This window comes from Providencia sp. CIM-Carb-044 (assembly GCF_033901115.1).
Taxonomy (GTDB): domain Bacteria; phylum Pseudomonadota; class Gammaproteobacteria; order Enterobacterales; family Enterobacteriaceae; genus Providencia; species Providencia hangzhouensis.
In genome coordinates this window covers 95020-118818 of sequence record NZ_JAXADV010000012.1, presented here as the reverse complement: position 1 = coordinate 118818, position 23799 = coordinate 95020, and the positions used below count along the sequence as shown (strand labels likewise).

Genomic DNA, 23799 nt, shown 5'->3' with positions numbered 1-23799 from the left:
AAAGAGAGCAGACTAAACCAATAGAAAAACAGGCCGCTTAAAACGGTCAGAGGTGACAACTACCTTGAAAAACGCCGATAATAATAAAACTAAAATTAGATAAAATCATTAAAACGAAAAGTTTACTGAAAAATAATTAATCAGAAACATCTCAAAAAAAACAATTAAATATTTTCATAATGTTTCTCAATTCACTGATTGTTACATTTAAGCCAAAAAGAAAAATAAAAATAAAACAATAAATATCATATAGATACATTAAATTTTTGTGTTTTTTATATGAATGACACCTAGAAAACAATAATATAATAAAACATTTTTTTAAATTGAAATGAAAATAGAAACAATTAAGAACAAACGAATTAAATAAGTATCTACTAGAAAAAAATTTCATTGCAAAATATTTCAAATGGTAATAAAAAGTAATTTTCAATAAATCTATAATTATATAAATCTTATCTTTAAGCCTCAAAAAACCAAAAAATTAGCTTCTATAATCACAATCAGGTTATTTTTTAAGATTAACTAACTAAATTAATATACGTTGGATAAAGTCAGTTTCTAGAAAACCCACCATGAATAAACAGAACACCTTAAGTTATTCTCGATAATTACATCACTGACCTAATGGTGATAGTTAAAATATAGAGGCTATACATTTAAGTAAAAATACCAATAAAAAATATTGGAATTAAAATATGATTAAATTAGACGTTATTGAGCAAAATAGAAGATAGATTGATCTCTAGCAGATTAAAAACAATCTGTGCTAGCTTAGTTTGATGTTAATACGTTTTTGTTTTCCTGATAGGCTACTCATTGGGTGGTCATGTGATGTAGGTAAAAAGCCTTATCATGCTCGAAGCACTTGCGAATCGGCAAATAACCGCTAACTAATCAGGATGTGAGATAAGAAGTTAAAAATTTACTGCCATTTCGTCGCATCAGAGTTTGAGGCGATTCCCAACAAGGATGACATTTCTTCGATTACGCTATGAGAACTGCTCCTCAATAGTGTTATTGGATTAGTTTTTCAGCTGTAAAGCAACATACAACAATACCTTACTTTCAATCGTTAATAGATCTAATTTTGTTATCTCAGATATCCTTTTTAAACGATAATCTAATGTATTTCTATGAATAAACAACTCGTTAGCTGTTTCACGAGATAATAAATTATTTTTAAACCAGACTGTTAATGTTTTAATTAGCACACCATTAGAATCTTCATGTAATAATGTATTCAATGGTTTTAATAGTTCTTCTGAAGACCATTTAAAATTTAAACCGTATAATAAAACCGGTAGCATAATATCTTGGTAACAGTAAATTTTTAACTGAGGTTTCTTAGCTTTCCCTACTTGCATGGTAATTTTAGCCGTCTCATATGATTTTTTAATCGATTCCTCTGCGGGCTCTAAAAAAAAATTACCTAATGATATTTTCACTTGTAATTTAAATAACTTCTGAATGTCTGATTCTAATTTTATAATTTTCTTTTTTGCATTATCAATATCCCATCGATTGAACTTATTTAGCGCAGGAGTTAAACAAACAATTTCCGTCAAAGATTGAATAGCGACTAAGTTATCAGGATTCTTATATTCAATTAGCTTTTTAATTTCTTGCAATTCACTAAATGCACTATTCACACCTAATTGGCCACTATCTAATTCAATAATTATAGCAACTCGTGGAATAGAAAAATTAATATTAAGCTTTTTAGACCATTCAGTTATATTATCGGGAATTTTTCCATTTTCGATATAAGTTAGAATAATTTCTTCTTTAAAACGATCGTTTAAATTCAAATGGTTATAAATCTCTGCCTGCTCTAGCATCATTACGGCTGTCATTGAAACCAACTCCCCAAATTGTTTAATTTGGGTTGGTTCTCCTGTTAATCCTATTACACCTATAATTTTACTATTCAAATAAAGAGGTAAATTAACACCTGGTTTAACCCCATGTAAATGATTTGCAGTGGCGTCATCAATAACAACCGTTCGCTTTTGCTTTATTGCAAGCAAAGCGCCTTCATGAAATTCTCCTAATCTATTACTATCTCCACTTCCTATAATACATCCAGTTTCATCCATAACATTAATATTGCAATCAATAATCTTCATGGTTCTATCAACGATTTCTTGCGCTAATTTGGAGGTAAGACAATAATCATACATATTTCAACCTCTTTTACTGGTGCTGTAAAATAGAAACAAGATTTTAAACTATAAGTTTTAATAATGTTTATTATTAATTTAATTGGTTCCAGTATTCAATATTCATTGAAAAAATCAAGAAAAATAAATTCAATTCAAAATAAAGCAAACAAAGCTAAATTTTCAAATTATTACTTCAATTCTTGTTGTCAATTTTAATATTCAACGTATTCGCTATATTTTTAGTACAATTAAATAAATTACTTTCAGCGTTATTCAGTGCTTCTTTTAGTGAACTGATTTTATGCAAAATACTAAACGCTGAATCAATACCATATTGTTGTAAATGACTGAGGTCATCACCAAGGCTTCCAACAATGGCAATAACGGGTATTTTATGTTTTCTAGCTAACTGAGCGACGCCGAAAGGCACTTTGCCATTCAAACTTTGGCTATCTAATCGCCCTTCCCCTGTAATGACTAAACTCGCCCCTACCATATGTGATTCAAGGTTCAAGGTTTGTGCAATAATATCAAAGCCAGGCTTAAGTTCCGCTTTTAGGAAAGCAAGTAAAGCTGCTCCCATCCCTCCTGCTGCACCGGCTCCTGCAATATAATGAACCTCAACATGCAAATCTCGCTTAATGATATCTGCGAAATGTTCTAAATTTTTGTCTAACATTTCAATATGTTCATTTGTCGCACCCTTTTGGGGGCCAAATATTACAGATGCACCATTTTTACCAATCAATGGGTTCGAAACATCGCAAGCAATACTAAATTGACAAGCTTTTATCCTAGGGTCTATTGTACTGACATCAATACACGCTAAGTCGGCAAGTGCTTGTCCTCCTAATTTAATTTGTTGCCCATGTGAATCTAATAATTTGGCCCCAAGTGCTTGCAACATTCCTGCTCCGCCATCATTAGTTGCACTCCCGCCTATACCAATAATAATCTGCTTTACCCCAGTATCTAGGCAGGCTTTTATCAATTCTCCTGTTCCATATGATGTCGTAAGTAACGGGTTTCTTAATTCAACAGGGACTAGCTCTAGCCCACTTGCCGCAGCCATTTCTATAAATGCTTGCTGCTTATTTTGAGATAAACCATAGAATGCTTGAACACTCGTGCCTAAAGGACCAATAACATCAAGGTGATAGATTTCGCCATGGGTAGCCTCAACCATCGTCACAACAGTGCCTTCACCTCCATCCGCAATAGGACACTTTACATAAGTTGCATGTGGAAATACCTCTTTGAACCCGTTCTCAATAACCGTTGCGACTTTCAATGCAGATAAACTCTCTTTAAATGAGTCAGGTGCAATGACTATTTTCATAAAAATAATCCTTTAGAAATTTTTATTATCAATAAGTTAAAAATTCAGGTGGGTATTGCCCCACCTGATACGACTTTTTATTATTTCGGTTCATCAAGTAACAGGATCATAATTAAGCCAATCACCGCACAGATACCAAAGTAAGAGAAAACAGCATCAAACTTACCAGTCATATCTAACAATAGCCCTGCCATCATAGGTGAAACGAAGCCACCTAAGTTTCCTCCACTATTCACAACAGATATCGCAATTGGGTAGTTATTATTATCAGCAACTCCCATTGGATAAGCAGTAAATGCAGGCCAGCCAATATTCAAGAATAAACCAACCGAGAAAAGGGCAAGCGCAACTGCAGTCGTACTTTCAGGAACATTCAACATCACTAACATCATGGCAATCGTCGCTACCGCGGTAAATAGCATCGTAGGTTTACGACGACGACCAAAAACTTTATCAGAAATCCAGCCACCAAAAATCGAACCGATAAACCCACCAACAAATGGCATTGATGCAACAAAGCCCATCTTCATAAATGAAAAGCCTTTTTCATTCACCAGATAAGAAGGTATCCAGGTTAATATTCCATATAAAATACTGACCATCATGAAATAAGAAATGGTATTACACCAAATATTTTTAGATTTAAATATTTGGGAAGCTGAACTTAATGGCGTGACTGATTTAACACGAATAAATTTATCTAGCGTATTAAATTTAGGACTCAGAACAATATTGCCTTCTATTTTCTTTTCTGCAATTTCTGAATTATCGGCACGAATATAATCTAATTCACTTTGTGAAACAAAGCGACTTTCCTCTGGTTTTGTTCTAACAAATAAATACCAAATAATAGCGAGAAAAATACCGGGAATAGCGAACAGAATAAAGACCCAGCGCCATCCATAAGTTAATGCAATCCAAACGACTAATGGTGGAACAATAATCGGAGCAAACATCGTTGAAGCAATATAAACCCCAGTGGCAGTTGCTTTTTCTTTTGCTGGAAACCAATTATTAATTGTCGACGTTAGCCCGACAGGAGTTGGCGCTTCTGCCATACCTAGGCCAAGACGCAACCACTTAATTGCAAAGGCAGATTGGGCTAAGCCAATAAACCAAGTCATGGCGGAGAAACCGAGAATGGATAATGACACCATTCCTCTGATCCCACGTTTTGCCATCCAAAAGCCCGCGGGTATTTGGCATAAAGCATAACCGAGGAAAAACATACTCGCGAGAGATCCCGCTTCTAAATTAGTTAATTTAAACTCATCAGTAATAAAAGGTAGAACTGCACCAATATTACTTCTGTCTGCATAATTTACAGCATAGACGATAAAAATCAGGGCTAATAGCACCCAACGATAATTCGTCTTTGGCTTAATCGGATTTGAATTTATCATTATTTTCGCTCCAGAGCAGTTTATTATTTAATACACGTTTTATTACCTGCTTTTTTAAGAATGAAACGATCCCTGCTAATTCATTAAAATTAACATTTAGGAACGTTATTTAATTTAAACTTACTTCAAATAATTTTATTTACTCGACAAGCTATGCATTGTTTCTTTTAATAAAGGATACAGCCCATTGTAAATATTAAACTGCTTGTCATAAGTATCTTGCGTTTTTTTATCTTGATTTGGTGTGAATGTGATATCTTCTGTTTTTATAATCGGTAAATCAGGGTCATTAATGCCACAGAAAAAACCAGCTCCTGTCGCACCAACCATTGCGGCGCCAAAAGCCGCTGCGTCTGCTGTTTGGGCAATATTATATTCAACCTGAAGAATATCCGCTTTAATTTGAGTCCATAATGTATTACGTGATCCACCTCCTACGCTGAGTAATTCATCTAATATCACTCCCCATTTTTCATTAGCAATATTCAAGATCTGTTTTAGACCATATGCTGTACCTTCAAATGCCGCCCTGACCATATCATCGCGAGTATGATTTAGACGTAAGCCTATCCATGCTCCCGATGCATTAACATCCCAAATAGGGCTACGTTCTCCAGCTAAATAAGGCAGATAAATTAAGCCATTGGCACCAGGTACTGATGATTTTGAAAATATTTCCAACTGTTCATGGTCATTAACTTCCGGCCAAATAGCCTGATTTAACCAACTGAATGTTCCCCCTGTTGTCGACATCGCACCATGGGCCAACCATTGATTGGGGACGATGTGGTACCGGTTCATAAAACGAGGATCAAAATTTGGCTCTTCTAAGCAAAACGTAATGACTCCCGATGTTCCTGTTGATTCAAAAGCCGTTTCAGGGTCAAGTAACCCAACCGCGAATGCTGCAGCGGCGGTATCTGCCGACCCTAAAATAATTGGCGTATTTTCTTTTAATCCCGTTTCTTGAGCGGCTTCTTTACTCACTTTACCAACCACAGAGGTGCATTGGTAAATCGGCGGCAAAATATCGTGATTAAACTTCCAATACCTTAATAATTCTTTTGACCACTTAGGAGCTTTCGCCAAAACCACTGCGCCAGAATACGCGGCTTGGGTCGGGTCAATGGCGGCTTTTTGGCTCCCTAACTTTAAAGATAAAAAACTATTAAGTAGCACGACTTTATGAACTTTTTGCATTAATTCCGGCTGTTGTTCTTGTAGCCATCCTAACGTTCCTACCCAACATGCAGACGGACTTGGGCTATTACAAGAAAGCGCCCGAACATGCGTTATATTTTCCCCAAGTGTTTGCTGTATGAAGCCTTCGGAACGCCCATCGAGGTAAGTAATCCCATTTGCGACAGGTTTATTATGTTTATCCAATAAAACCAGCGTTGGGCAAGCAACAGAGAAACTCACAGATACGATATTCTTTACTTGAGAAGTCACTTCTTTAACTGCATCTGCGGTCTTTCTCCAAAAATCATTTAAGTCAATTTCATGATTTTTGGGAGATTTGGAAATAATATTGGTATCACGTGAAGCCTTTGCCAATAATTCTCCATGGAAATTAAACGCACAAACTTTCACACTACTGCTACCTGCATCAATTCCCAAATAGACACTGTCCATCATGCTGCCTCCAACGCCTGCTTTTAATTGTTATGTATAATAATTTTAATCGCGTCACCTTTTTGAGCGGTTGCCATGGCCTCGTTGATCTCATCTAAAACAAATCGGTGAGTCACTAATTTCTCAATATCAATTAAGCCAGAAGAAATCAGTGTCAAAGCTTGTTGGTATCCTTCCCGGCTTAACGCACTGGCTCCCGTAAGAATAAGCTCGTTGTAGTGAATAATATTGACATCAATTTGCGCCATATCATCTTTTGAAAAACCAGCGAACAAGTTAACACGCCCGCCTTTTCTAGCGAGTTCCAACGCAGGATTAACTAATCCAGGGATGCCAATGGCAATAATCACAACATCTGCCCCCACACCTTCCGTCAAGCCTTTTACGACATCCAGTAAGTTTTCTTGCTGGCTATTAACGACGCGTGTTGCACCGCAATTTAACGCAGCCTGTTGGCGCTGTTCATTGAGTTCACTCACAATAATATTTGTCGCACCTGAGAAACGCGCAAGTTGCACGTGCATTAACCCGATAGGCCCCGCACCAATAATGACCACCGTATCACCAAGCTCAATACCCACATTTTTTTGTCCATTGATACAGCAAGCTAACGGCTCAGCTAATGCTGCGGCTTCAAAAGACATCCCTTGCGGTATCTTAAAGACGTTACCCGATGACAAAGCAACCTCTGGTATTCGAACATATTCCGCAAAAGCACCGTCAAACTCATATCCGATAGCTTGGCGATTTAAACAGACATTTTCTTTACCAATTCGGCAATAAACGCAAGAACGGCATGGTACTACAGGATCAACAGCGATTGCGTCACCGACTTTTAGGTCAGTCACATTTTCACCGACTTCGACAATTTCCCCTGAAAATTCATGTCCTATTACAGAAGGGTAACGCACACCTTTAGTTTTTTTACCGGAAATAATCCGTCCGTCAGTTCCACAAATCGCGGCTGCTTTGACTTTAATAACCACATCGCCTTTACCAACTTGTGGATATTTAACGTCTGCCACTCTAAGTTCATTAGGCGCATACAATACCGCTGCTTTCATTTTTTCCTCCCCCATGCATAACAGCTATGAACGTTAGTTATTTGCCACCAGCTTGCTTATATTCCGCGATAGCTTGGTCAACCGAACAATCATCATTAATTAATGCATTCAGAGCCTTAATGACTGCTGTTGGGTTTTCGTGCTGCCATACAAAGCGCCCGTATGTCACACCACCAACACCAATATCTAATGCTTTACGTGTATTTGTTAGGAAGCTAACAAGATCACTCCCCATATCACCGCCAGCTAAAGCAACCATTGCTGGGCAGCTATCAACGACTGATTTAAATGTCTCAGGGGAACCTGACCAAAGTGTTTTGATGATATCGACACCTAGCTCAGCGCCTGCGCGAACACAGTAAGCGAGATTTTTCGCATCAAAACTATCTTCAATCATTGGACCTTTTGGATAAATATGCGCGACTAAAGGCAGTCCCGCGGAAGCAGCGGCTTTTGATACTTGACCTAAAAATGTCAATTGCTGTGCTTGTTCAGGTCCGCCCATAATACAACCGACTGAAATTGCATCTGCTCCTAAACGAATCGCTTCTTCAACGTCAGCAACGGGTGTGTCATAAGCTTCATGGTAAGGTATGGAATAACTTGTCGCTTTCATGATGATAGAAACATCGGAAGCAACATACGGAGGATAAACCTTTTCAATAATACCTTTATGCATCGTAATGGCATCAGGTGCACCCGCAACAACCTGTTTCATGACAGATTTAATATCACCAATTCCCGGTAATACACCACGTGTAATCGGATGATCCATAGTAATCGCAAGAAGGCGGCCAGATTTTTTATTTAATAATCTTTTTAAACGAATTTCTTTTCCTAAAAACATATTAATGACCTCTTTAAATCAATGAGTGAATTAATTAACTAAATTTTGAGGATGGCCAGATAAAAAGGCTTCGATATTGTCCATCATCATGTCTGATAAGGTTTGTATGGCTTCAAAACTAGCCCATGAAATATGAGGGGTAAGAATAAAATTTGATAACTGAGTTAATTTCATCATATAGCTTTCTTTTTCGGGTGGTTCTGAAATACAAACATCAAACCCTGCACCTAATATTTTATTATTTATTAGAGCGCCATATAATGCTTCTTCATTAACGATCCCACCTCGTGCTGTATTAATTAAAATACAAGACGGTTTCATCTGTTCGAATTCTGAAAAGCTAATTAAATCCTTGGTGGATTTGAGTAATGGACAATGAATAGAAATAATATCACTTTTCGCAATAACATCCTCAAATGGTGTATATAGTGGGCCCATATTATTCGTGCCTTTGTATGTGGAAAATAACACCTTCATACCAAAAGCTTTTGCGATATCAGCAACTGCCTTACCTAAGACACCATCACCAATAATACCAAGCGTCGACCCAGCTAAATTATTAATTTTATAATCAAAATAACAAAACTGGCCTGATTCTTGCCAACGACCATTTCGTACTGATTGTGCATAGGCTAATAAGCTACGACGTAAGGCTAAAATCAAGGTAAACGTATGCTCAGGCACTGTATTTATTGCATAATTTCTGATGTTAGAAACTAATATATTACGCTCATTACAAGCACCAATATCAATCACATCCGTTCCTGTTGCAGCGACAGAAATGAATTTGAGTTGCTTTGCAGATTCAATAATTTTTTTAGTGATTTTTACTTTATTGGTAATAATAATGTTTGCATTTTTCACTCGCTCAATAATTTCATCTTCCGATGTTTTTCCATATAGTTCTAAACTATATTCTTTATTTATTTTCTTAATATTTATTCCTTCAGGGAAAGTGTCATGATCGAGAAACACGATTTTAACTGTCATTTTTATTACCACCCAATTAATCAACAAAATGAATGTCAATTAGACTTTTTTATTTAATAAAATTATATAATTCGCTTATCAGGAAGGCATTGTAAAAATGACTAGTTTTTAACGTGAAAAATTGAATATAATTGTGCAAATGCACAATTTGTTATGAATTCGATCACAAGAATGTGATGAATAAAAAAATCGGCCACTTAAAACAAGTGACCGATATAAAATAAAGTGAGTTAATAATACAACATTAGAAAAAGGTCGGCATTTCCTCTATAACATCATATTTATCATCAACAAGATAAATCACTTTCCATTTATCAAATGTAATACAGGGATGAGATGTCCCAAATATTAGTATATCGCCAACTTGGAAATCACAATTTTCATCAAAAGATAAAATGGCATGTTGGTCCATTAAACCGACTGTTTTTGCACTATTAGTTTGAAAACAGACTGGCTTATCCTCTCGATATTGCATTAAAGGCTGAGGCAAACCTGCATCAAAGGCGACATCCCTTTTACCAAAATTAACAATCGCTCGTCCTTTCTCAGGCACAGACTGAATTAATGCCACGATTTCCATCGCTGGCATTAAATCGCCATCTAACTGGCAGGCCACACTGTCCCGCATTTTCAATGCGTTCTGGGCTTCATCATAAATACCGTGGTCATGTGTAATATAGCATCCAGGGCGGATCACAAACCGAATAGGTTTAGAAAGATGAAACTCTGCCATCTTTTTACTGACCAGATCATACCAAACTGAACCTGCCCCAGTTATTAATAACTCCCCTGAATAGCGTGCAAATACACCTAAGTTATCCAGTTTTTGACTGGTGGTTAACACTCGCTGTAAAAATTGCTGTATCTCTTCAATATCCTTTTGGGCATCATCGCTATGAATAACGCCTTCGTAGAATTCAATGCCAGCAATCATTAAAGAAGGAAGTTTGGTTAACTCATTTGCCAATGTGATGGCTTCTTCTTCACTTCGACATCCACAGCGTCCACCATTAACCCCTAACTCAATCAGAACATTTATGGTTAAATCTAACGATGAAAAAATGGCAGCCAGCTGTTTTGCATGAATCACATTATCAACACAACAATAAATATTGGCTTGATTTAATTGCACTAGTTCCGCAAGTAATCGAATATTGGTTTTACCCACGACTTGATTAGCAATAATGATATTCTTAACACCTGACTCCACTGCCACCTTGGCTTGATAAGCTGTTCCTACACTTAGCCCCCATGCACCTTGAGCAATTTGTCGTTTAAAAATGGCAGGCGTCATGGTGGTCTTACCGTGTGGAGACAACGAAACATTCGCCACATTCGAATAATGCTGCATCCATGCAATGTTATTCTCCAATTCATTACGCTTTACTACCACCGCTGGTAAACACACATCCTCATGTAGGACATTCACCGAAATACCATCCTGATTTAATATGGCTGACTTATGAACTACGCCCGCCAATGCATTCAGTTTCGTCATTATCTTCCCTCAACTTGCTGGTTACTGACTTTTGGCTGTGTTTTCTCTTTCGTGAGTAATGTTTTCTAGTACTTCTTCACGACTGAGTTTATTCTTTGGTGTTATCAATGTCACAACAACCGCACAGACCAAACTGATGACTAATGCAGGGATTACTGGGTTGCCTAATTTTGCAGACCATTCTGGCGTCAAAATAATCGCTAATGATGTTGAACTTCCCGCAACCAATGCAGCAATACAACCTTGCCAGTTAAAACGATGCCAAAATTTACCCAATAACACGGTCACACACAGGCCTGACATAATCATTGAAATCATTTTTGTAATGTAGCCGATAATGTCATTTGAAGTTAATGCAAAGACAAGTGCTAACAAGATGACGCCAAGTAAGAAGATACGAGATAAATTGATCGCTTTCTCAGGTGGTGGCATCTTACCAGTTACCATCGTATAGATATCACGTAGGATAATAGAAACACCCGCGATAGCATCTGAGCTACCTGATGACATATTGGCAGACATACCTGCAATCAATACCACCATTGCTAATACGTGCGGTAAAGCGTTAGTTGCATATAAGAAAGCAAAGCTGCTGTTTTCTAAATTCGGTTCCATCACATGAGTTGCCATGCCGATAATCGCTGGTAGGAACGAAAAGCCCATATACAGTAAACCTGTAATAATAAAGGACTGACGGATAGCTTTAGTGGATGCCGCTGAATAAATACGTTGGCGATATGACGGTGTCGCTAACACACCAATACCAATTACCACAGCCAATGATATCGCAGGTAAAATGCCTAATTTACCAATACCAAATAAAGTAAAGGCGTCAGGGTCTGTACTCTTAACAACAACATCCCAACCACCGACATAACTTACCGAAGCAACCGCTAGAATGATAAATCCGAGGAATAAAACAATTGATTGCAGTGTATCAATCCATGAAACCGCTTTATAGCCACCAATCCCCACGTAAAAAACAAAGCCAACCGCGATAATGATCTTCGCAACAGTAATATCAATATCTGCCGCCCATGCTAGATATAAGCCGCCTCCAAGAATATGAGCGCCGAGCCAGCCTATCGATGCCAAGAATATTAATAGCGCAACCAAGTTTTTCACTAAACGGCTGCCGCCTGTGTAATAGCAGATCTCTTCACTCATGGTCATAAAGCGATAATTTCTTACTGGTGCAAATAGCCAAGCCGTTAGTAAGATCCCCGTCGCTCCACCAATCCCATACAACATTCCCGCCCAGCCATTGGAATAGCCAAAACTGACTGCACCGATACTCGAGCCCGTTCCCACCATCGTCCCGACGGTTGAACCGAGAGTGAGTAGCATCGGGAGCTTTCTTCCACCAAGAATGAAATCTTCACCCGTTTTTTGATGCCTTGTGACATACCAACCCACAAACATCATCACAAATGCATATAACAAAAACCACATTAAGAAATTATTATGTTCCATAGTAGCCTCTCATCGCCTTAGCAATTAAGATTTGAATTTGCTGTTGAAGCAGGTAATATCCACTTCAACCATACAATCGACGACAAGGTCAGCGACAAAGCACACCCGTGCAGGTGGATTATCTGCAAAGAATTGCTGAAATACTTTATTAAAAGATTGGAAATAGCGCGCATCACTTAATACCACTTTCATATGCACAATATCTTGCGTCGCAAATCCCGCATCTTTCATAATGTTTAAACAATTCTCGATAGCCAATTTAGATTGAGCGATAATTCCGCCATCAATCACTTCCCCGTCAATCATGGGTGTTTGCCCTGAAACATACAGCCATCCGTCAGCTAACACGGCCTTAGCAAAAGGCAAAGATTGCCCGCCAGTACCTTTTGAGCCTTCAATTCCGAATCTTTTAATCATTTTTATCTCTCTTTTATTTATTTCTTTCTAAGAATTTACCTGCTCTATTCCCTGTCATTTCTTTTTTGGTATAGGTCAGAACACCATTAACAAACACATATTCAATACCATCCGCTTTTTGTTTTGGGTCTTGGAACGTGGCTGTTTCATTAATTTTTTTAGGGTCAAATACAACGATATCTGCAAAATAATTTTCTTGGATAAGGCCTCTATCCTTTAAAGAAAAACGTTGTGCTGACATGCCTGTCATTTTGTAAATCGCGGTGGTCATTGGGAAAAGCTGCTCATCACGGCTATAGTGGCTAATAACTCGTGGGAAAGTTCCCCAAAGGCGTGGATGTGGATTAGGGTCACGTGGTAAGCCATCAGAACCCACCATACTGCTTGGATGCTGTAACACACGACGAACATCATCTTCGTGCATTTGGAAATAAATCGCTCCCGCAGGAACAATTTTTTCAGCAACTTGGAAAACATCGCTACTCCACATAGCGGCTATTTCTTTTAATGTCTTACCCGCAACGTCAGGGAATGGTGTCGACCAAGTTATTAGGATGTCATAGTCTTCAGTAACTTGTGTGATATCTAAGTTTGATGAACCCGCACGATATGGGTAACAATCACAATTGATATCCTGCATGGCTTGGTATTTTTCAATGAGGGCAAGCGTTTCTTTTGTACGTCCCCAGTTTTTTGCACCAGCGCACTTATGGTGGGAAATTTGCACAGGAACTTTTGCATGACGGCCGATATGGAAGGCTTCATGCATCGCATCAATGATACCGTCATATTCAGTTCGCATATGAGTGGTATAAATTCCCTGATGCTCTGCTAATAATTCAGCCAACTCACAAATTTCTTCAGTCGAAGAATTAATTGCGTTACCGTAAGATAAACCAGTGCTTAATCCTAAAGCCCCTTCATCTAACGCACAGGCCAATACTTGCTTCATATGAGCGATATTGTCTTGTGTCGCGGGTTTTAATAAGTCTGTCACACAATTATTTCTTAAGGTTGTATGCCCTATTAACGTCGCAACATTAACGGTTGGCATCACATTATTAATTTTTTGTTTATAACTGGATAAATCAGAAAATTGAAATTCGTTTAACTCACCTAATAAATTAATTGGGTCAGGAACTTCATCCTTTAATGTTGCACACGCTGCACTGATACCACAATTACCAACAATAATTGTCGTTACACCTTGTGATGTTTTTTCAATATATTCAGGCTTATCAATCACAATTAAATCGTCATGAGTATGCACATCAATAAATCCAGGTGATAAAATCAAGCCTGAGCAGTCAATTATTTTTTCAGTATCTTCACTTATATTTTTTGATATTTTAATAATCCGTTCATCTTTAACTGCAATATCACTGACAAACTCGCTTTTACCACTACCATCTATTACAGTGGCATTTTTAAAAACATAATCGTATTTCATTTTAATATCTCTTTAGGATTAATTAGTTTGATTTTTAAATGCGATATATGCAGATATAAATGCTTTCGCTTTTTCTCTGGTTTTCTCTGGTGTTTGGCCTATTTGGTAAAGATCATTTCCCAGTCCTGCACCATGGCAGCCAATACCTAGGTATTCATGCAGATTATTCGGAGTGATGCCTCCTACCGCATAAATAGCAATATTTTTTGGGAGCACTGACATCAGCGATTTCACATAATTAACCCCAAAAGGCGCTGTAGGGAAAATTTTTAAATTAACAGCACCGGCGTCAATCGCGGTAAAAGCTTCTGTTGCTGTTGCACAACCTGGAAATATTTCCATCTTATTTTCAAGAGCAGTAGTGATCACAGAAACGTTAATATTGGGAGTGACAATAATTTTAGCGTTCATTATTGCCAACTTTTCAACATTACTTTTATTGAGTACAGTACCGGCACCAATTTTCAATTTATCTCCATAGTTTTCAATCGCTAATGGAATACTTTTTTCCCACTCGGGAGAGTTAAGAGGAATTTCTATATAATTAAAACCTTCATCTGCAAGGATAGTGATATGTTCTAAAACTTCGTCAGGTTTTATTCCCCGTAATATTGCAATAAGTGGTATTTCATTTTTAGAATTCATAACAATCACCTAATAAAAAACCATTAATAGTATTTATTTGTATTGCATTTCTTTTAATATTGAAATTGCACCCAATCCAGAAAAAGGTTGTTCCTTTTTATCGTCTAATAGGCGTATTTCCCCAGTGAAATAACTATCATTTTTAATTAATTCTTTAAGTGCATCTGCTAAAATAGGTTTTCCACTAATAACGATTTTTATATCGCTAGTAATATTAAGAGCTTGGCTATGTTTTATTGCGAGTAAATCTGACGCCAAAATAGCTCCCAATAAAAAACTTGAGCGTTGGTCAAGTGTCGCTTCCGTAAAAAGGTCTAGTAGCCTCACCGAAAAACAACTTCTCGCAATCCCCACTTGTAGACTAAGTTCAGCACCTCTGCGTAAATATTCTTTATCTAAATATTGAACAAACTGGTGTTCTAAAGAACTGGCTAAGATAGTCTGGTGCGTTAATGTATCGAAAATTTCCCCTGCCATCGTTGTTGCCAATGCAACCACATTATTATTTTCATCAAGACGTACAAACTTAGAATGTGACCCGGGCAAAATGACTAAGGCTGGGCCAAGATCCGGTTGCTGTGTTAAAATGCCAAAAACTTCAACTTCTTCACCGCGCATTACATCTATACTTTCAATTGAATCAAACGTCATATTTGTCACGTTATTTTTAACGCCTGGTATAAAAATAATCGGCTTTTCACTGATCTCTTTGATAACACAAGGCATTGTGGCCTTAGCAAGTTGCTGCATTGAAACAGGAGTCACTTGGTGAGGTAAGTGACACAGCCCAATTTCGGATGTAATCATACCTGATGCAACGAGCTGATAATTTTCTCTTTCTTCGGCACTCACCCCTGACAACAGCTTATCTAGTACTGTTTTTATCGATTGAATTAACAGCGTTTTATCGCCATTTTTTGCACAATCCCTAATACCAACTTCAACACTTTGTTCACGAACAACCGTGTTATTTTTCCATGCTCTAACTCGGGTATTCGTTGTCCCTGTATCAATGGTCACTATCAACATGTTTATCCCTTTAAAGTAACGGAACATCGTTCCTCTTTTAATAACATACATCAAAAATTAGGAATGTCGTTCCGATTTTGTAAGAATAACGACAGCGATCACAATCAAAAAGTCAAACTCAATGAAGATCAATACATTACGTACTGCATGTTTTTTCAGAGAAAAAGGTAACATCGAGGTAAAAATGGAACGACGTTTAAAAAATGAGTACAATGAGAGGGCTTAGCGTGAGTGAGGAACCTACGATGACGAAAGAAAGTCAAGCAAACTCGTCGAATATCGACAGAGTACTGACCATACTTGAAGAGATTAGTAACCATTCTGACGGAATTTCTTTGGCCGAATTGGTCAAAAATACGGAGATTCCAAAAACCACGGCTTTTCGTGTATTAGAAACACTAAAAGAGCGTCAATATGTCAGCTTAGACCATCTTACAGAACGCTATAACCTTGACTTAAAAAGCCTCGAATTAGGCATTAAAGGCTTAATGAATGTTAATTTAGTTGAAGTTTCAATCCCTTATTTAAAAACGTTGTCGAGTTCAACGTTTGAAACTTGCTTTTTAGGGGTTTATAACAGTGGCCATGTGGTCTACCTCTATAAAAGTGAAGGAACGCTATCCATTCAAACCTCCGCAAAACTGGGTGCTCGACTACCCGCTTATTGTACTGGTATAGGGAAAGCTTTATTAGCCTTCCAGCCGTTAGAAGAAATTGATGCTGTACTAGATAAACCATTAACCAAATACACTGAAAAAACAGTTATCGATCGCATGAAACTGTATGAAGTTTTGGCTGATATTCGTTTAAAAGGCTTTTCTTTAGATGATGAAGAAAATGAAGAAGGGCTCACCTGTGTGGCAAGGCCGATATTTAATTATACCGGTAATATTATCGGCGCGATTAGTGTCGCTGGGCCGACTCACAGAATGGTTTCCAAAATAGACCGTGTTAATGAAGAACTTGCCCACGTTTGCTTACTGATTTCCCGCCGCCTTGGCTATATTGAGCCAACCAACACTAAATAAAACAAAAAACCCCATCTCCTATGAGATGGGGCGCCAAAATAGCAATATTTGTTGTTTACACAAGAACAAGTTGTACAAAAGCAATGTATTGGCCCACCTCCTTGTGGAACCCAAACCTAATGGCGATTTCTCACCAATTGATACCGACGAGTCAGGTATTCGATAGGTGCACTCCAAATGTGCACTAAACGGCAGAATGGGAAGAGTAAAAATATCGTCATCCCCAACACAATATGCAGTTTAAAAACAATGCCAACCCCTTCAAGGTAATTGGATGCCCCCCAATGGAATGTCACAATAGACTGTGCCCATCCCACTAATTTCAACATTTCGCTACCATCCATATGTTGTGCTGAGAAGGGAATGGTGAGTAATCCTAAGCAAACTTGCACCACCAGCAAGGTTAAGATCATGATGTCACCAAAGGATGAAGTTGCTCTCACTCGTGGGTTTGTCAGGCGGCGCTTCAATAGCATCGCGCCACCAATTAACATCATCACACCTGCTGATCCCCCACCTATCATCGCCATTAACTGCTTAATGTGCATTGGCAGAAAAGATTCATACATCCAATGAGGCGTTAACATACCTAAAAAGTGCCCGACAAAAATCCCAATAATCCCCAAATGGAATAAGTTTGATGCCAAACGCATGTTCTTTTTATCCAACATTTGGCTGGAACCCGCTCGCCACGTGTATTGCCCGTAATCGTAACGTAACCAACTACCGACAATAAATACCGTCCCAGCGATATAGGGGTAAATATCGAAGAAAAATTGATTGATAAAATTCATTTTTGAACTCCTACATGGCTGCCCACACTGAGATCCAAATACTGTGGTACCACCGCATTGGCGAAGCGATGTTGATGCGCTGCAACTTCGCTACCACATGTTTTTTCATCGGCAAAAAATTTCACTTGCTCCTCTTCCCAAACTGCATCTAGCGCCTCTGGGGTATCATCCCGTACTTCGGTTGCTACTTGTTTGCTTAATTGCTCCGCAGCAATGTCGCTATGGGAAAGCTCAAGTAAAAAATCAAATAAAACAGAGAAACGGCTTTCTCGCTGTTTCAACCTTTCCCCTAACAGCGCTAAAATTGGCGCAATATCCTGTAGCCCCTCGATAGTTTCATCGGTCGGTAATGCCGTGAGGTATTCCAAATAAATGGGCAAATGATCGGGTAATTCACGGCAATCAATTTGCAAACCCTGTTGCTGATATTGAGCCATTAAATCAACCATCGCTTGCCCTCGGTCTCGGGATTCGCCATGTACATGCTCAAATAGCAATAATGATGTCGCGCGCCCTCTATCAAACAGTTCACAATATTGCGCCTGCATATCAAGTAAGTCTTCGTTGAGATACTCACGCACAAACACCATCAGTTGAACAGCCCGTGTGACAGGCAGCTCATCAGCCTGTTCTAGCGCTTCAATGAGCTCATCACGATGTAACCAAAGCGCTTCCGAAGGGTATTCCAATAACCGAGAAATCACTTTTAGTGTCATCATAGTGCTTTCTCCTGATTATTTTTTGGTGTGATATCAATGGCGTCAATGCGCCTGCTATTAAATAAATTCGCTTTGCTATCGCTGCCATGGCAACCATCACCAAAACTAAAGCCACAAGCTTTCGCTTCAGGGAATGCTTCACGCGCCAATTCTCGATGACTGGATGGAATGACAAAACGGTCTTCATAGTTAGCAATGGCTAAATAGCGGTACATTTCTTGTGCCTGAGCTTGTGTTAAGCCGACTTGCTCTAATGCACTGGTATCACATTGGTTTTCCACGGTTTCTGCCCGTTTGAAATGGCGCATCGCTAACATACGTTTTAACGCCAATAACACCGGTTCGGTATCCCCTGCGGTTAACAAATTCGCAAGGTATTGCACTGGAATGCGTAAACTTTCGACATCCGGCAATACACCTTTATTAGCTAATAGCCCTGAATCCGCCACTGACTGGATCGGTGACAAAGGTGGTACATACCACACCATTGGTAACGTGCGGTATTCAGGGTGTAATGGCAGAGCTAAGCGCCATTCCATCGCCATTTTGTACACTGGAGATTTCTGTGCCGCATCGATCACACTTAATGGGATCCCTTGTTTTTGCGCTTCTTCAATCACTTTTGGATCATGGGGATCAAGGAAAACATCTAGTTGGCTTTGGTAAAGGTCGGTTTCCTTTTCGACACTGGCAGCTGACTCAATTTTATCGGCGTCATACAGCAATACCCCTAAATAGCGGATACGACCAACACAGGTTTCAGAGCAAACCGTTGGCATGCCTGACTCAATACGTGGGTAACAGAAAATACATTTTTCTGATTTACCGCTTTTCCAATTGAAATAGATTTTTTTATACGGGCAACCAGTTAAGCACATACGCCAGCCACGGCATTTGTCTTGGTCAATCAAAACAATACCGTCTTCTGAGCGCTTATAAATTGCACCACTTGGGCAGGTCGCGACGCAAGCTGGGTTTAAACAATGTTCACACAGGCGTGGCAAATACATCATGAACGTATTTTCAAACTGCCCATACATCTCTTTTTGAATATGTTCAAAGTTTTTATCTTGGGCTCGTTTGGCGAATTCACCGCCTAAATCATCTTCCCAGTTTGGTCCCATTTTCACGTTACTCATTCGCTCACCAGTAATTAATGAACGAGGGCGTGCTGTCGGTACGTGCTTACCTTCTTTAGCATTTTTTAAATGGCCGTAGTCATAATTAAACGGCTCATAATAATCATCCAAAGCAGGTACATCTGGGTTAGCGAAGATTTTTGATAAAACGCCAACTTTGTTCCCCATACGTGGAACCAATTTACCCTTAATGGTGCGGATCCAGCCTCCTTTCCATTTTTCTTGGTCTTCCCAATTATGGGGGTAACCAATACCTGGTTTGGTTTCGACGTTATTAAACCATGCGTATTCTACCCCTTCGCGGCTAGTCCACACGTTTTTACAGGTCACTGAGCAAGTGTGACAACCAATACATTTATCAAGGTTTAGCACCATGCCGACTTGAGAACGAATTTTCATTATGCTTTCTCCTTTCCGCTCAAGGTCTGCTGGTAGGCATCACCTTCACCATCCAGCCAGTCAACCTGTTTCATTTTGCGAACAACCACAAATTCATCACGATTAGAACCTACGGTTCCGTAATAATTGAAGCTATAGGCAAGGTGCGCATAGCCACCGATCATATGCGTAGGTTTCGGGCAAACACGCGTGACCGAATTATGAATTCCGCCACGTTGAGCCGTAACTTCAGAGCCTGGTAAGTTGATCAGTCGTTCTTGGGCGTGGTACATCATGATCATGCCATCAGGAATACGTTGGCTAACGATCGCTTTAGCGGTTAATGCACCATTACTGTTAAAAGCTTCAACCCAATCGTTATCTTCAACACCCAGTTCGCGGGCATCTTCTTCGCTAAGCCAAACAACTGGACCACCGCGGCCTAACGTCAACATTAATAAGTTGTCGCTGTAAGTAGAGTGGATCCCCCATTTTTGGTGCGGTGTTAAAAAGTTCAGTGCTTTTTCAGGAAATCCATTCGATTTTTTCCCCATAAGAGGCTGAGCCGCTCGAGTGTCAATCGGTGGGCGATATACCACAAGGCTTTCCCCAAAGGCGCGCATCCATTCGTGATCTTGATACAATTGCTGACGACCACTGAGCGTCCGCCATGGGATCATTTCATGCACGTTGGTGTAACAGGCATTGTAGGAAACATGTTCATCTTCCAACCCTGACCATGTAGGGCTTGAGATAATTTTACGCGGCTGCGCAACAATATCACGAAAACGGATTTTTTCGTCTTCTTTATAACGAGCAAGATGAGTATGGTCGCGGCCCGTTACTTTGCTTAACGCATCCCATGCTTTTACTGCCACTTGCCCATTGGTTTCAGGTGCAAGTGTTAAAATGACTTCCGCGGCATCAATTGCCGTTTCAATTTTTGGCCGCCCAGCATTGGTACCGTCAGGCTGGGTTTTATTGAGTTTTTTCAAGAAATCAATTTCATCTTGTGTATTCCAATTGATCCCTTTACCACCATTACCCAATTTATCCATCAATGGGCCAAGAGAGGTAAAACGTGCATAAGTATTTGGGTAGTCACGCTCAACACAGATAATATGCGGCGCTGTTTTCCCTGGAATAAGCTCGCATTGCCCTTTTTTCCAATCTCTAACATCAAAAGGCTGTGCCATCTCGGCTGCACTATCATGTTGAATCGGCAGCGTCACCACATCCGTTTCTTTGCCTAAGTGCCCAACGCTGACCTCAGAAAATGCTTTGGCAATCCCCTTATAAATTTCCCAATCGCTTTTGGATTCCCAAGCTGGGTCAACTGCAGCTGATAATGGGTGAATAAATGGATGCATATCCGAGGTATTCATATCGTCTTTTTCATACCAAGTAGCAGTCGGTAAAATAACGTCCGAGAACAGGCAGGTGCTCGACATTCTGAAGTCGAGAGTCACCACTAAGTCAACTTTCCCTTCTGCCGCTTTATCTTGCCATTCCACTTCTTCTGGTTTGACGCCGCCTTGTTGACCTAAGTCTTTGCCTTGAATACCATTTTCAGTTCCTAATAAGTATTTCAGTAAGTATTCATGGCCTTTCCCTGCGGAACCCAATAAATTTGAACGCCAAATAAACAGATTTCGTGGGAAATTTTGAGGGTCATCAGGTTGCTCTGAAGCAAAGCGAATATTCCCTTCTTTCAACTGCTTAACAGTATAGTCAGTGGGTGACATCCCTTCACTTTGAGCATTCTTCGCAATATTTAATGGGTTGACATTTAATTGTGGTGCTGACGGCAGCCACCCCATGCGTTCTGCACGTACATTCATATCAACCAAACTGCCGCTAAAGGCTTGCTTATCGGCTAGAGGCGATAACAACTCTTCTGTTGCGACTGTTTCATAACGCCATTGGCTTGAATGGTTATAAAAGAAAGATGTGCTATTCATATGGCGAGGTGGGCGCTGCCAGTCCAAACCAAAGGCTAAAGGTAACCAACCCGTTTGTGGCCGTAATTTCTCTTGCCCAACATAATGAGACCAGCCGCCGCCGCTTTGCCCAACGCAACCACAGAAAATCAACATATTGATAATCGCACGATAGGTCATATCCATGTGATACCAGTGGTTAATCCCTGCGCCAACAATCACCATAGAACGGCCATGGGTTTTCTCTGCGGTATCGGCAAACTCACGCGCTATGCGAATAATATTTTGGCGGCTAACCCCAGTGACTTTTTCCGCCCACGCAGGTGAATACGCTTTCATATCATCGTAATCAACCGCACAGTTTTCATCACCAAAACCACGGTCAATACCGTAGTTCGCTAGCATTAAATCATAAACACTAGTAACCAATGATTCGCTACCATCAGCTAACTGAATACGTTTAGCGGGCAGTTTATGTAATAAAACATCTTTAAGTTCAACATGCTGGAAGTGCTCACTTTCTAAGCCACCAAAGTAAGGAAAACCAACATCGACAAATTCATCATGGCTATCTGCCAAGCTGAGTTTCATTTTAATGTTATGTGCATCTTGTCCAGCACGCGGTTCTAAATTCCATTTTTGGCCGCCATCCCAACGGAATCCCATTGAACCTTGTGGAGCACATAATTCGCCTGTCTCTTCATCAATCGCAATAGTTTTCCATTCGGCATTTTTTTCTTCGCCTAATGAATTATGTAAATCAGATGCCCGTAGCATGCGGCCTGCGGCATAAGAACCATCTTCACGCTTATCTAGCATGACAAGCATCGGCATATCGGTATAAGTGCGCACATATTCACGGAAGTATTCCGCTTCACGTTTTACATGGAATTCATTGAGGATCACATGCCCCATCGCCATTGCCATGGCGCTATCCGTTCCTTGTTTCGGGTTCAACCAATGGTCACATAATTTGGCAATTTCCGCGTAGTCTGGCGTCACCGCGACCGTTTTCGTCCCTTTATAACGCACTTCTGCAAAAAAGTGTGCGTCTGGCGTACGCGTTTGCGGTACGTTAGAACCCCAAGCAATAATATAAGACGAGTTGTACCAATCCGCTGATTCAGGTACGTCAGTTTGTTCGCCCCACGTCATGGGTGACGCAGGTGGCAAGTCACAATACCAGTCATAAAAACTTAAGCATGAGCCACCAATTAACGATAAATAGCGAGCACCCGAGGCGTAGGAAACCATCGACATCGCGGGAATTGGTGAAAAGCCAACAATGCGGTCAGGACCAAATTCTTTAATCGTCGCGACGTTCGCTGCCGCAATCAGTTCATTCACCTCCTGCCAGCTTGAGCGAACAAAACCGCCACGACCACGAGCTTGTTTATAGCTTTGTGCCTTCTGTGGGTCATTGATAATAGATAGCCACGCTGCAACAGGGTCTTGCTGCTCCGCTTTTGCTTCACGCCATAGTTTAAGTAAGCGCTTACGCATCATTGGGTATTTAACACGGTTTGCGCTATATAAATACCAAGAGTAACTCGCACCACGAGGGCATCCTCTCGGCTCATGATCAGGTAAATCTGGGCGAGTTCGTGGGTAATCCGTCTGTTGAGTTTCCCAAGTCACTAACCCATTTTTGACATAAATCTTCCAGCTACAAGAGCCCGTACAATTGACACCATGGGTGGAACGCACGACTTTGTCATGCTGCCAGCGGCTACGATAACCATCTTCCCAATCACGGTTTACATTTAACTCTTGCCCGTGATCACCTGAAAAGGTTTCGCCCAACTGCTTAAAATACCGAAATCTATCTAAAAACTTGCTCATCGGA

At 39.7% G+C, this 23799-nt stretch carries 18 protein-coding genes; 1 reads left to right on the top strand and 17 read right to left on the bottom strand.

All coding sequences use genetic code 11. The features are described from left to right. Nucleotides 1-1025: 1025 nt before the first annotated feature. From SJ312_RS19155 to SJ312_RS19095, 13 genes are all read right to left on the bottom strand, one after another. Nucleotides 1026-2183, bottom strand: coding sequence for a sugar diacid recognition domain-containing protein (locus SJ312_RS19155; RefSeq protein ID WP_319868210.1), 1158 nt, complete (start codon nucleotides 2181-2183; stop codon nucleotides 1026-1028). 175 nt (nucleotides 2184-2358) lie between these two features. Further along, nucleotides 2359-3504 carry a glycerate kinase gene (locus tag SJ312_RS19150; RefSeq protein WP_004259307.1) on the bottom strand — a complete coding sequence of 382 codons (1146 nt, stop codon included), beginning with the start codon at nucleotides 3502-3504 and terminating at the stop codon, nucleotides 2359-2361. An 80-nt stretch (nucleotides 3505-3584) separates the two neighbouring features. Then, entirely contained in the window at nucleotides 3585-4907 is a 1323-nt protein-coding gene (locus tag SJ312_RS19145; RefSeq protein ID WP_319868209.1) for an MFS transporter, read from the bottom strand. A 135-nt stretch (nucleotides 4908-5042) separates the two neighbouring features. Further along, nucleotides 5043-6545 (bottom strand): xylulokinase, encoded by a 1503-nt coding sequence (locus SJ312_RS19140; RefSeq protein WP_096864455.1) that lies wholly within the window; start codon nucleotides 6543-6545, stop codon nucleotides 5043-5045. A 20-nt stretch (nucleotides 6546-6565) separates the two neighbouring features. Further along, nucleotides 6566-7606, bottom strand: coding sequence for a zinc-dependent dehydrogenase (locus SJ312_RS19135; RefSeq protein ID WP_036958064.1), 1041 nt, complete (start codon nucleotides 7604-7606; stop codon nucleotides 6566-6568). 37 nt (nucleotides 7607-7643) lie between these two features. Next, entirely contained in the window at nucleotides 7644-8453 is an 810-nt protein-coding gene (locus SJ312_RS19130) for a class I fructose-bisphosphate aldolase (RefSeq protein ID WP_004259316.1), read from the bottom strand. Nucleotides 8454-8483: 30 nt separating this feature from the next. Beyond that, entirely contained in the window at nucleotides 8484-9443 is a 960-nt protein-coding gene (locus SJ312_RS19125) for a D-2-hydroxyacid dehydrogenase (protein WP_096864453.1), read from the bottom strand. Nucleotides 9444-9687: 244 nt separating this feature from the next. Further along, nucleotides 9688-10941, bottom strand: a complete 1254-nt coding sequence (locus SJ312_RS19120; RefSeq protein ID WP_110591138.1) for an amino acid deaminase — start codon at nucleotides 10939-10941, stop codon at nucleotides 9688-9690. Between the two features lie 21 nt (nucleotides 10942-10962). Beyond that, nucleotides 10963-12414, bottom strand: a complete 1452-nt coding sequence (locus tag SJ312_RS19115; protein WP_004259327.1) for a sodium:solute symporter family protein — start codon at nucleotides 12412-12414, stop codon at nucleotides 10963-10965. 24 nt (nucleotides 12415-12438) lie between these two features. Continuing rightward, the gene (locus SJ312_RS19110) at nucleotides 12439-12831 is read right to left on the bottom strand and encodes a RidA family protein (protein WP_004259329.1); all 393 of its coding nucleotides are present in this window, start codon (nucleotides 12829-12831) and stop codon (nucleotides 12439-12441) included. Between the two features lie 13 nt (nucleotides 12832-12844). Next, nucleotides 12845-14281 (bottom strand): N-acyl-D-amino-acid deacylase family protein, encoded by a 1437-nt coding sequence (locus SJ312_RS19105; protein ID WP_110591137.1) that lies wholly within the window; start codon nucleotides 14279-14281, stop codon nucleotides 12845-12847. Between the two features lie 18 nt (nucleotides 14282-14299). Next, nucleotides 14300-14926 (bottom strand): 2-dehydro-3-deoxy-6-phosphogalactonate aldolase, encoded by a 627-nt coding sequence (locus SJ312_RS19100; protein ID WP_110591136.1) that lies wholly within the window; start codon nucleotides 14924-14926, stop codon nucleotides 14300-14302. A gap of 33 nt (nucleotides 14927-14959) precedes the next feature. After that, nucleotides 14960-15955: a 2-dehydro-3-deoxygalactonokinase gene (locus tag SJ312_RS19095; protein WP_164560877.1), complete on the bottom strand. Its 996-nt coding sequence runs from the start codon at nucleotides 15953-15955 to the stop codon at nucleotides 14960-14962. Between the two features lie 245 nt (nucleotides 15956-16200). Here SJ312_RS19095 and SJ312_RS19090 point away from each other — a divergent pair, with 245 nt between their 5' ends. Beyond that, complete coding sequence (locus SJ312_RS19090) at nucleotides 16201-16983, top strand: IclR family transcriptional regulator (RefSeq protein WP_228677404.1); 783 nt, start codon at nucleotides 16201-16203, stop codon at nucleotides 16981-16983. A gap of 116 nt (nucleotides 16984-17099) precedes the next feature. Here SJ312_RS19090 and narI read toward each other — a convergent pair whose 3' ends face one another. The 4 genes from narI to SJ312_RS19070 are packed head-to-tail and all read right to left on the bottom strand — an operon-like array spanning nucleotide 17100 to nucleotide 23795. Further along, nucleotides 17100-17777 (bottom strand): respiratory nitrate reductase subunit gamma, encoded by a 678-nt coding sequence (narI, locus tag SJ312_RS19085; protein ID WP_004259342.1) that lies wholly within the window; start codon nucleotides 17775-17777, stop codon nucleotides 17100-17102. Next, complete coding sequence (narJ, locus tag SJ312_RS19080) at nucleotides 17774-18496, bottom strand: nitrate reductase molybdenum cofactor assembly chaperone (RefSeq protein ID WP_094962392.1); 723 nt, start codon at nucleotides 18494-18496, stop codon at nucleotides 17774-17776. The genes narI and narJ overlap by 4 nt, the downstream gene beginning before the upstream one ends. After that, nucleotides 18493-20034: a nitrate reductase subunit beta gene (gene narH, locus SJ312_RS19075; protein ID WP_004259350.1), complete on the bottom strand. Its 1542-nt coding sequence runs from the start codon at nucleotides 20032-20034 to the stop codon at nucleotides 18493-18495. The genes narJ and narH overlap by 4 nt, the downstream gene beginning before the upstream one ends. After that, the gene (locus tag SJ312_RS19070) at nucleotides 20034-23795 is read right to left on the bottom strand and encodes a nitrate reductase subunit alpha (protein ID WP_137019289.1); all 3762 of its coding nucleotides are present in this window, start codon (nucleotides 23793-23795) and stop codon (nucleotides 20034-20036) included. The genes narH and SJ312_RS19070 overlap by 1 nt, the downstream gene beginning before the upstream one ends. Nucleotides 23796-23799 lie beyond the last annotated feature (4 nt).

Excerpts from the sequence above, each read along its gene's own strand:
- SJ312_RS19070 (WP_137019289.1), bottom strand. The coding sequence starts at position 23,795 with ATGAGCAAGTTTTTAGATAGATTTCGGTATTTTAAGCAGTTGGGCGAA.
- SJ312_RS19150 (WP_004259307.1), bottom strand. The coding sequence starts at position 3,504 with ATGAAAATAGTCATTGCACCTGACTCATTTAAAGAGAGTTTATCTGCA.
- SJ312_RS19120 (WP_110591138.1), bottom strand. The coding sequence starts at position 10,941 with ATGACGAAACTGAATGCATTGGCGGGCGTAGTTCATAAGTCAGCCATA.
- narJ (WP_094962392.1), bottom strand. The coding sequence starts at position 18,496 with ATGATGACACTAAAAGTGATTTCTCGGTTATTGGAATACCCTTCGGAA.
- SJ312_RS19145 (WP_319868209.1), bottom strand. The coding sequence starts at position 4,907 with ATGATAAATTCAAATCCGATTAAGCCAAAGACGAATTATCGTTGGGTG.
- SJ312_RS19095 (WP_164560877.1), bottom strand. The coding sequence starts at position 15,955 with ATGTTGATAGTGACCATTGATACAGGGACAACGAATACCCGAGTTAGA.
- SJ312_RS19100 (WP_110591136.1), bottom strand. The coding sequence starts at position 14,926 with ATGAATTCTAAAAATGAAATACCACTTATTGCAATATTACGGGGAATA.
- SJ312_RS19105 (WP_110591137.1), bottom strand. The coding sequence starts at position 14,281 with ATGAAATACGATTATGTTTTTAAAAATGCCACTGTAATAGATGGTAGT.
- SJ312_RS19125 (WP_096864453.1), bottom strand. The coding sequence starts at position 9,443 with ATGACAGTTAAAATCGTGTTTCTCGATCATGACACTTTCCCTGAAGGA.
- SJ312_RS19135 (WP_036958064.1), bottom strand. The coding sequence starts at position 7,606 with ATGAAAGCAGCGGTATTGTATGCGCCTAATGAACTTAGAGTGGCAGAC.
- SJ312_RS19115 (WP_004259327.1), bottom strand. The coding sequence starts at position 12,414 with ATGGAACATAATAATTTCTTAATGTGGTTTTTGTTATATGCATTTGTG.
- narI (WP_004259342.1), bottom strand. The coding sequence starts at position 17,777 with ATGAATTTTATCAATCAATTTTTCTTCGATATTTACCCCTATATCGCT.
- narH (WP_004259350.1), bottom strand. The coding sequence starts at position 20,034 with ATGAAAATTCGTTCTCAAGTCGGCATGGTGCTAAACCTTGATAAATGT.
- SJ312_RS19130 (WP_004259316.1), bottom strand. The coding sequence starts at position 8,453 with ATGTTTTTAGGAAAAGAAATTCGTTTAAAAAGATTATTAAATAAAAAA.
- SJ312_RS19110 (WP_004259329.1), bottom strand. The coding sequence starts at position 12,831 with ATGATTAAAAGATTCGGAATTGAAGGCTCAAAAGGTACTGGCGGGCAA.
- SJ312_RS19090 (WP_228677404.1), top strand. The coding sequence starts at position 16,201 with ATGACGAAAGAAAGTCAAGCAAACTCGTCGAATATCGACAGAGTACTG.
- SJ312_RS19140 (WP_096864455.1), bottom strand. The coding sequence starts at position 6,545 with ATGATGGACAGTGTCTATTTGGGAATTGATGCAGGTAGCAGTAGTGTG.
- SJ312_RS19155 (WP_319868210.1), bottom strand. The coding sequence starts at position 2,183 with ATGTATGATTATTGTCTTACCTCCAAATTAGCGCAAGAAATCGTTGAT.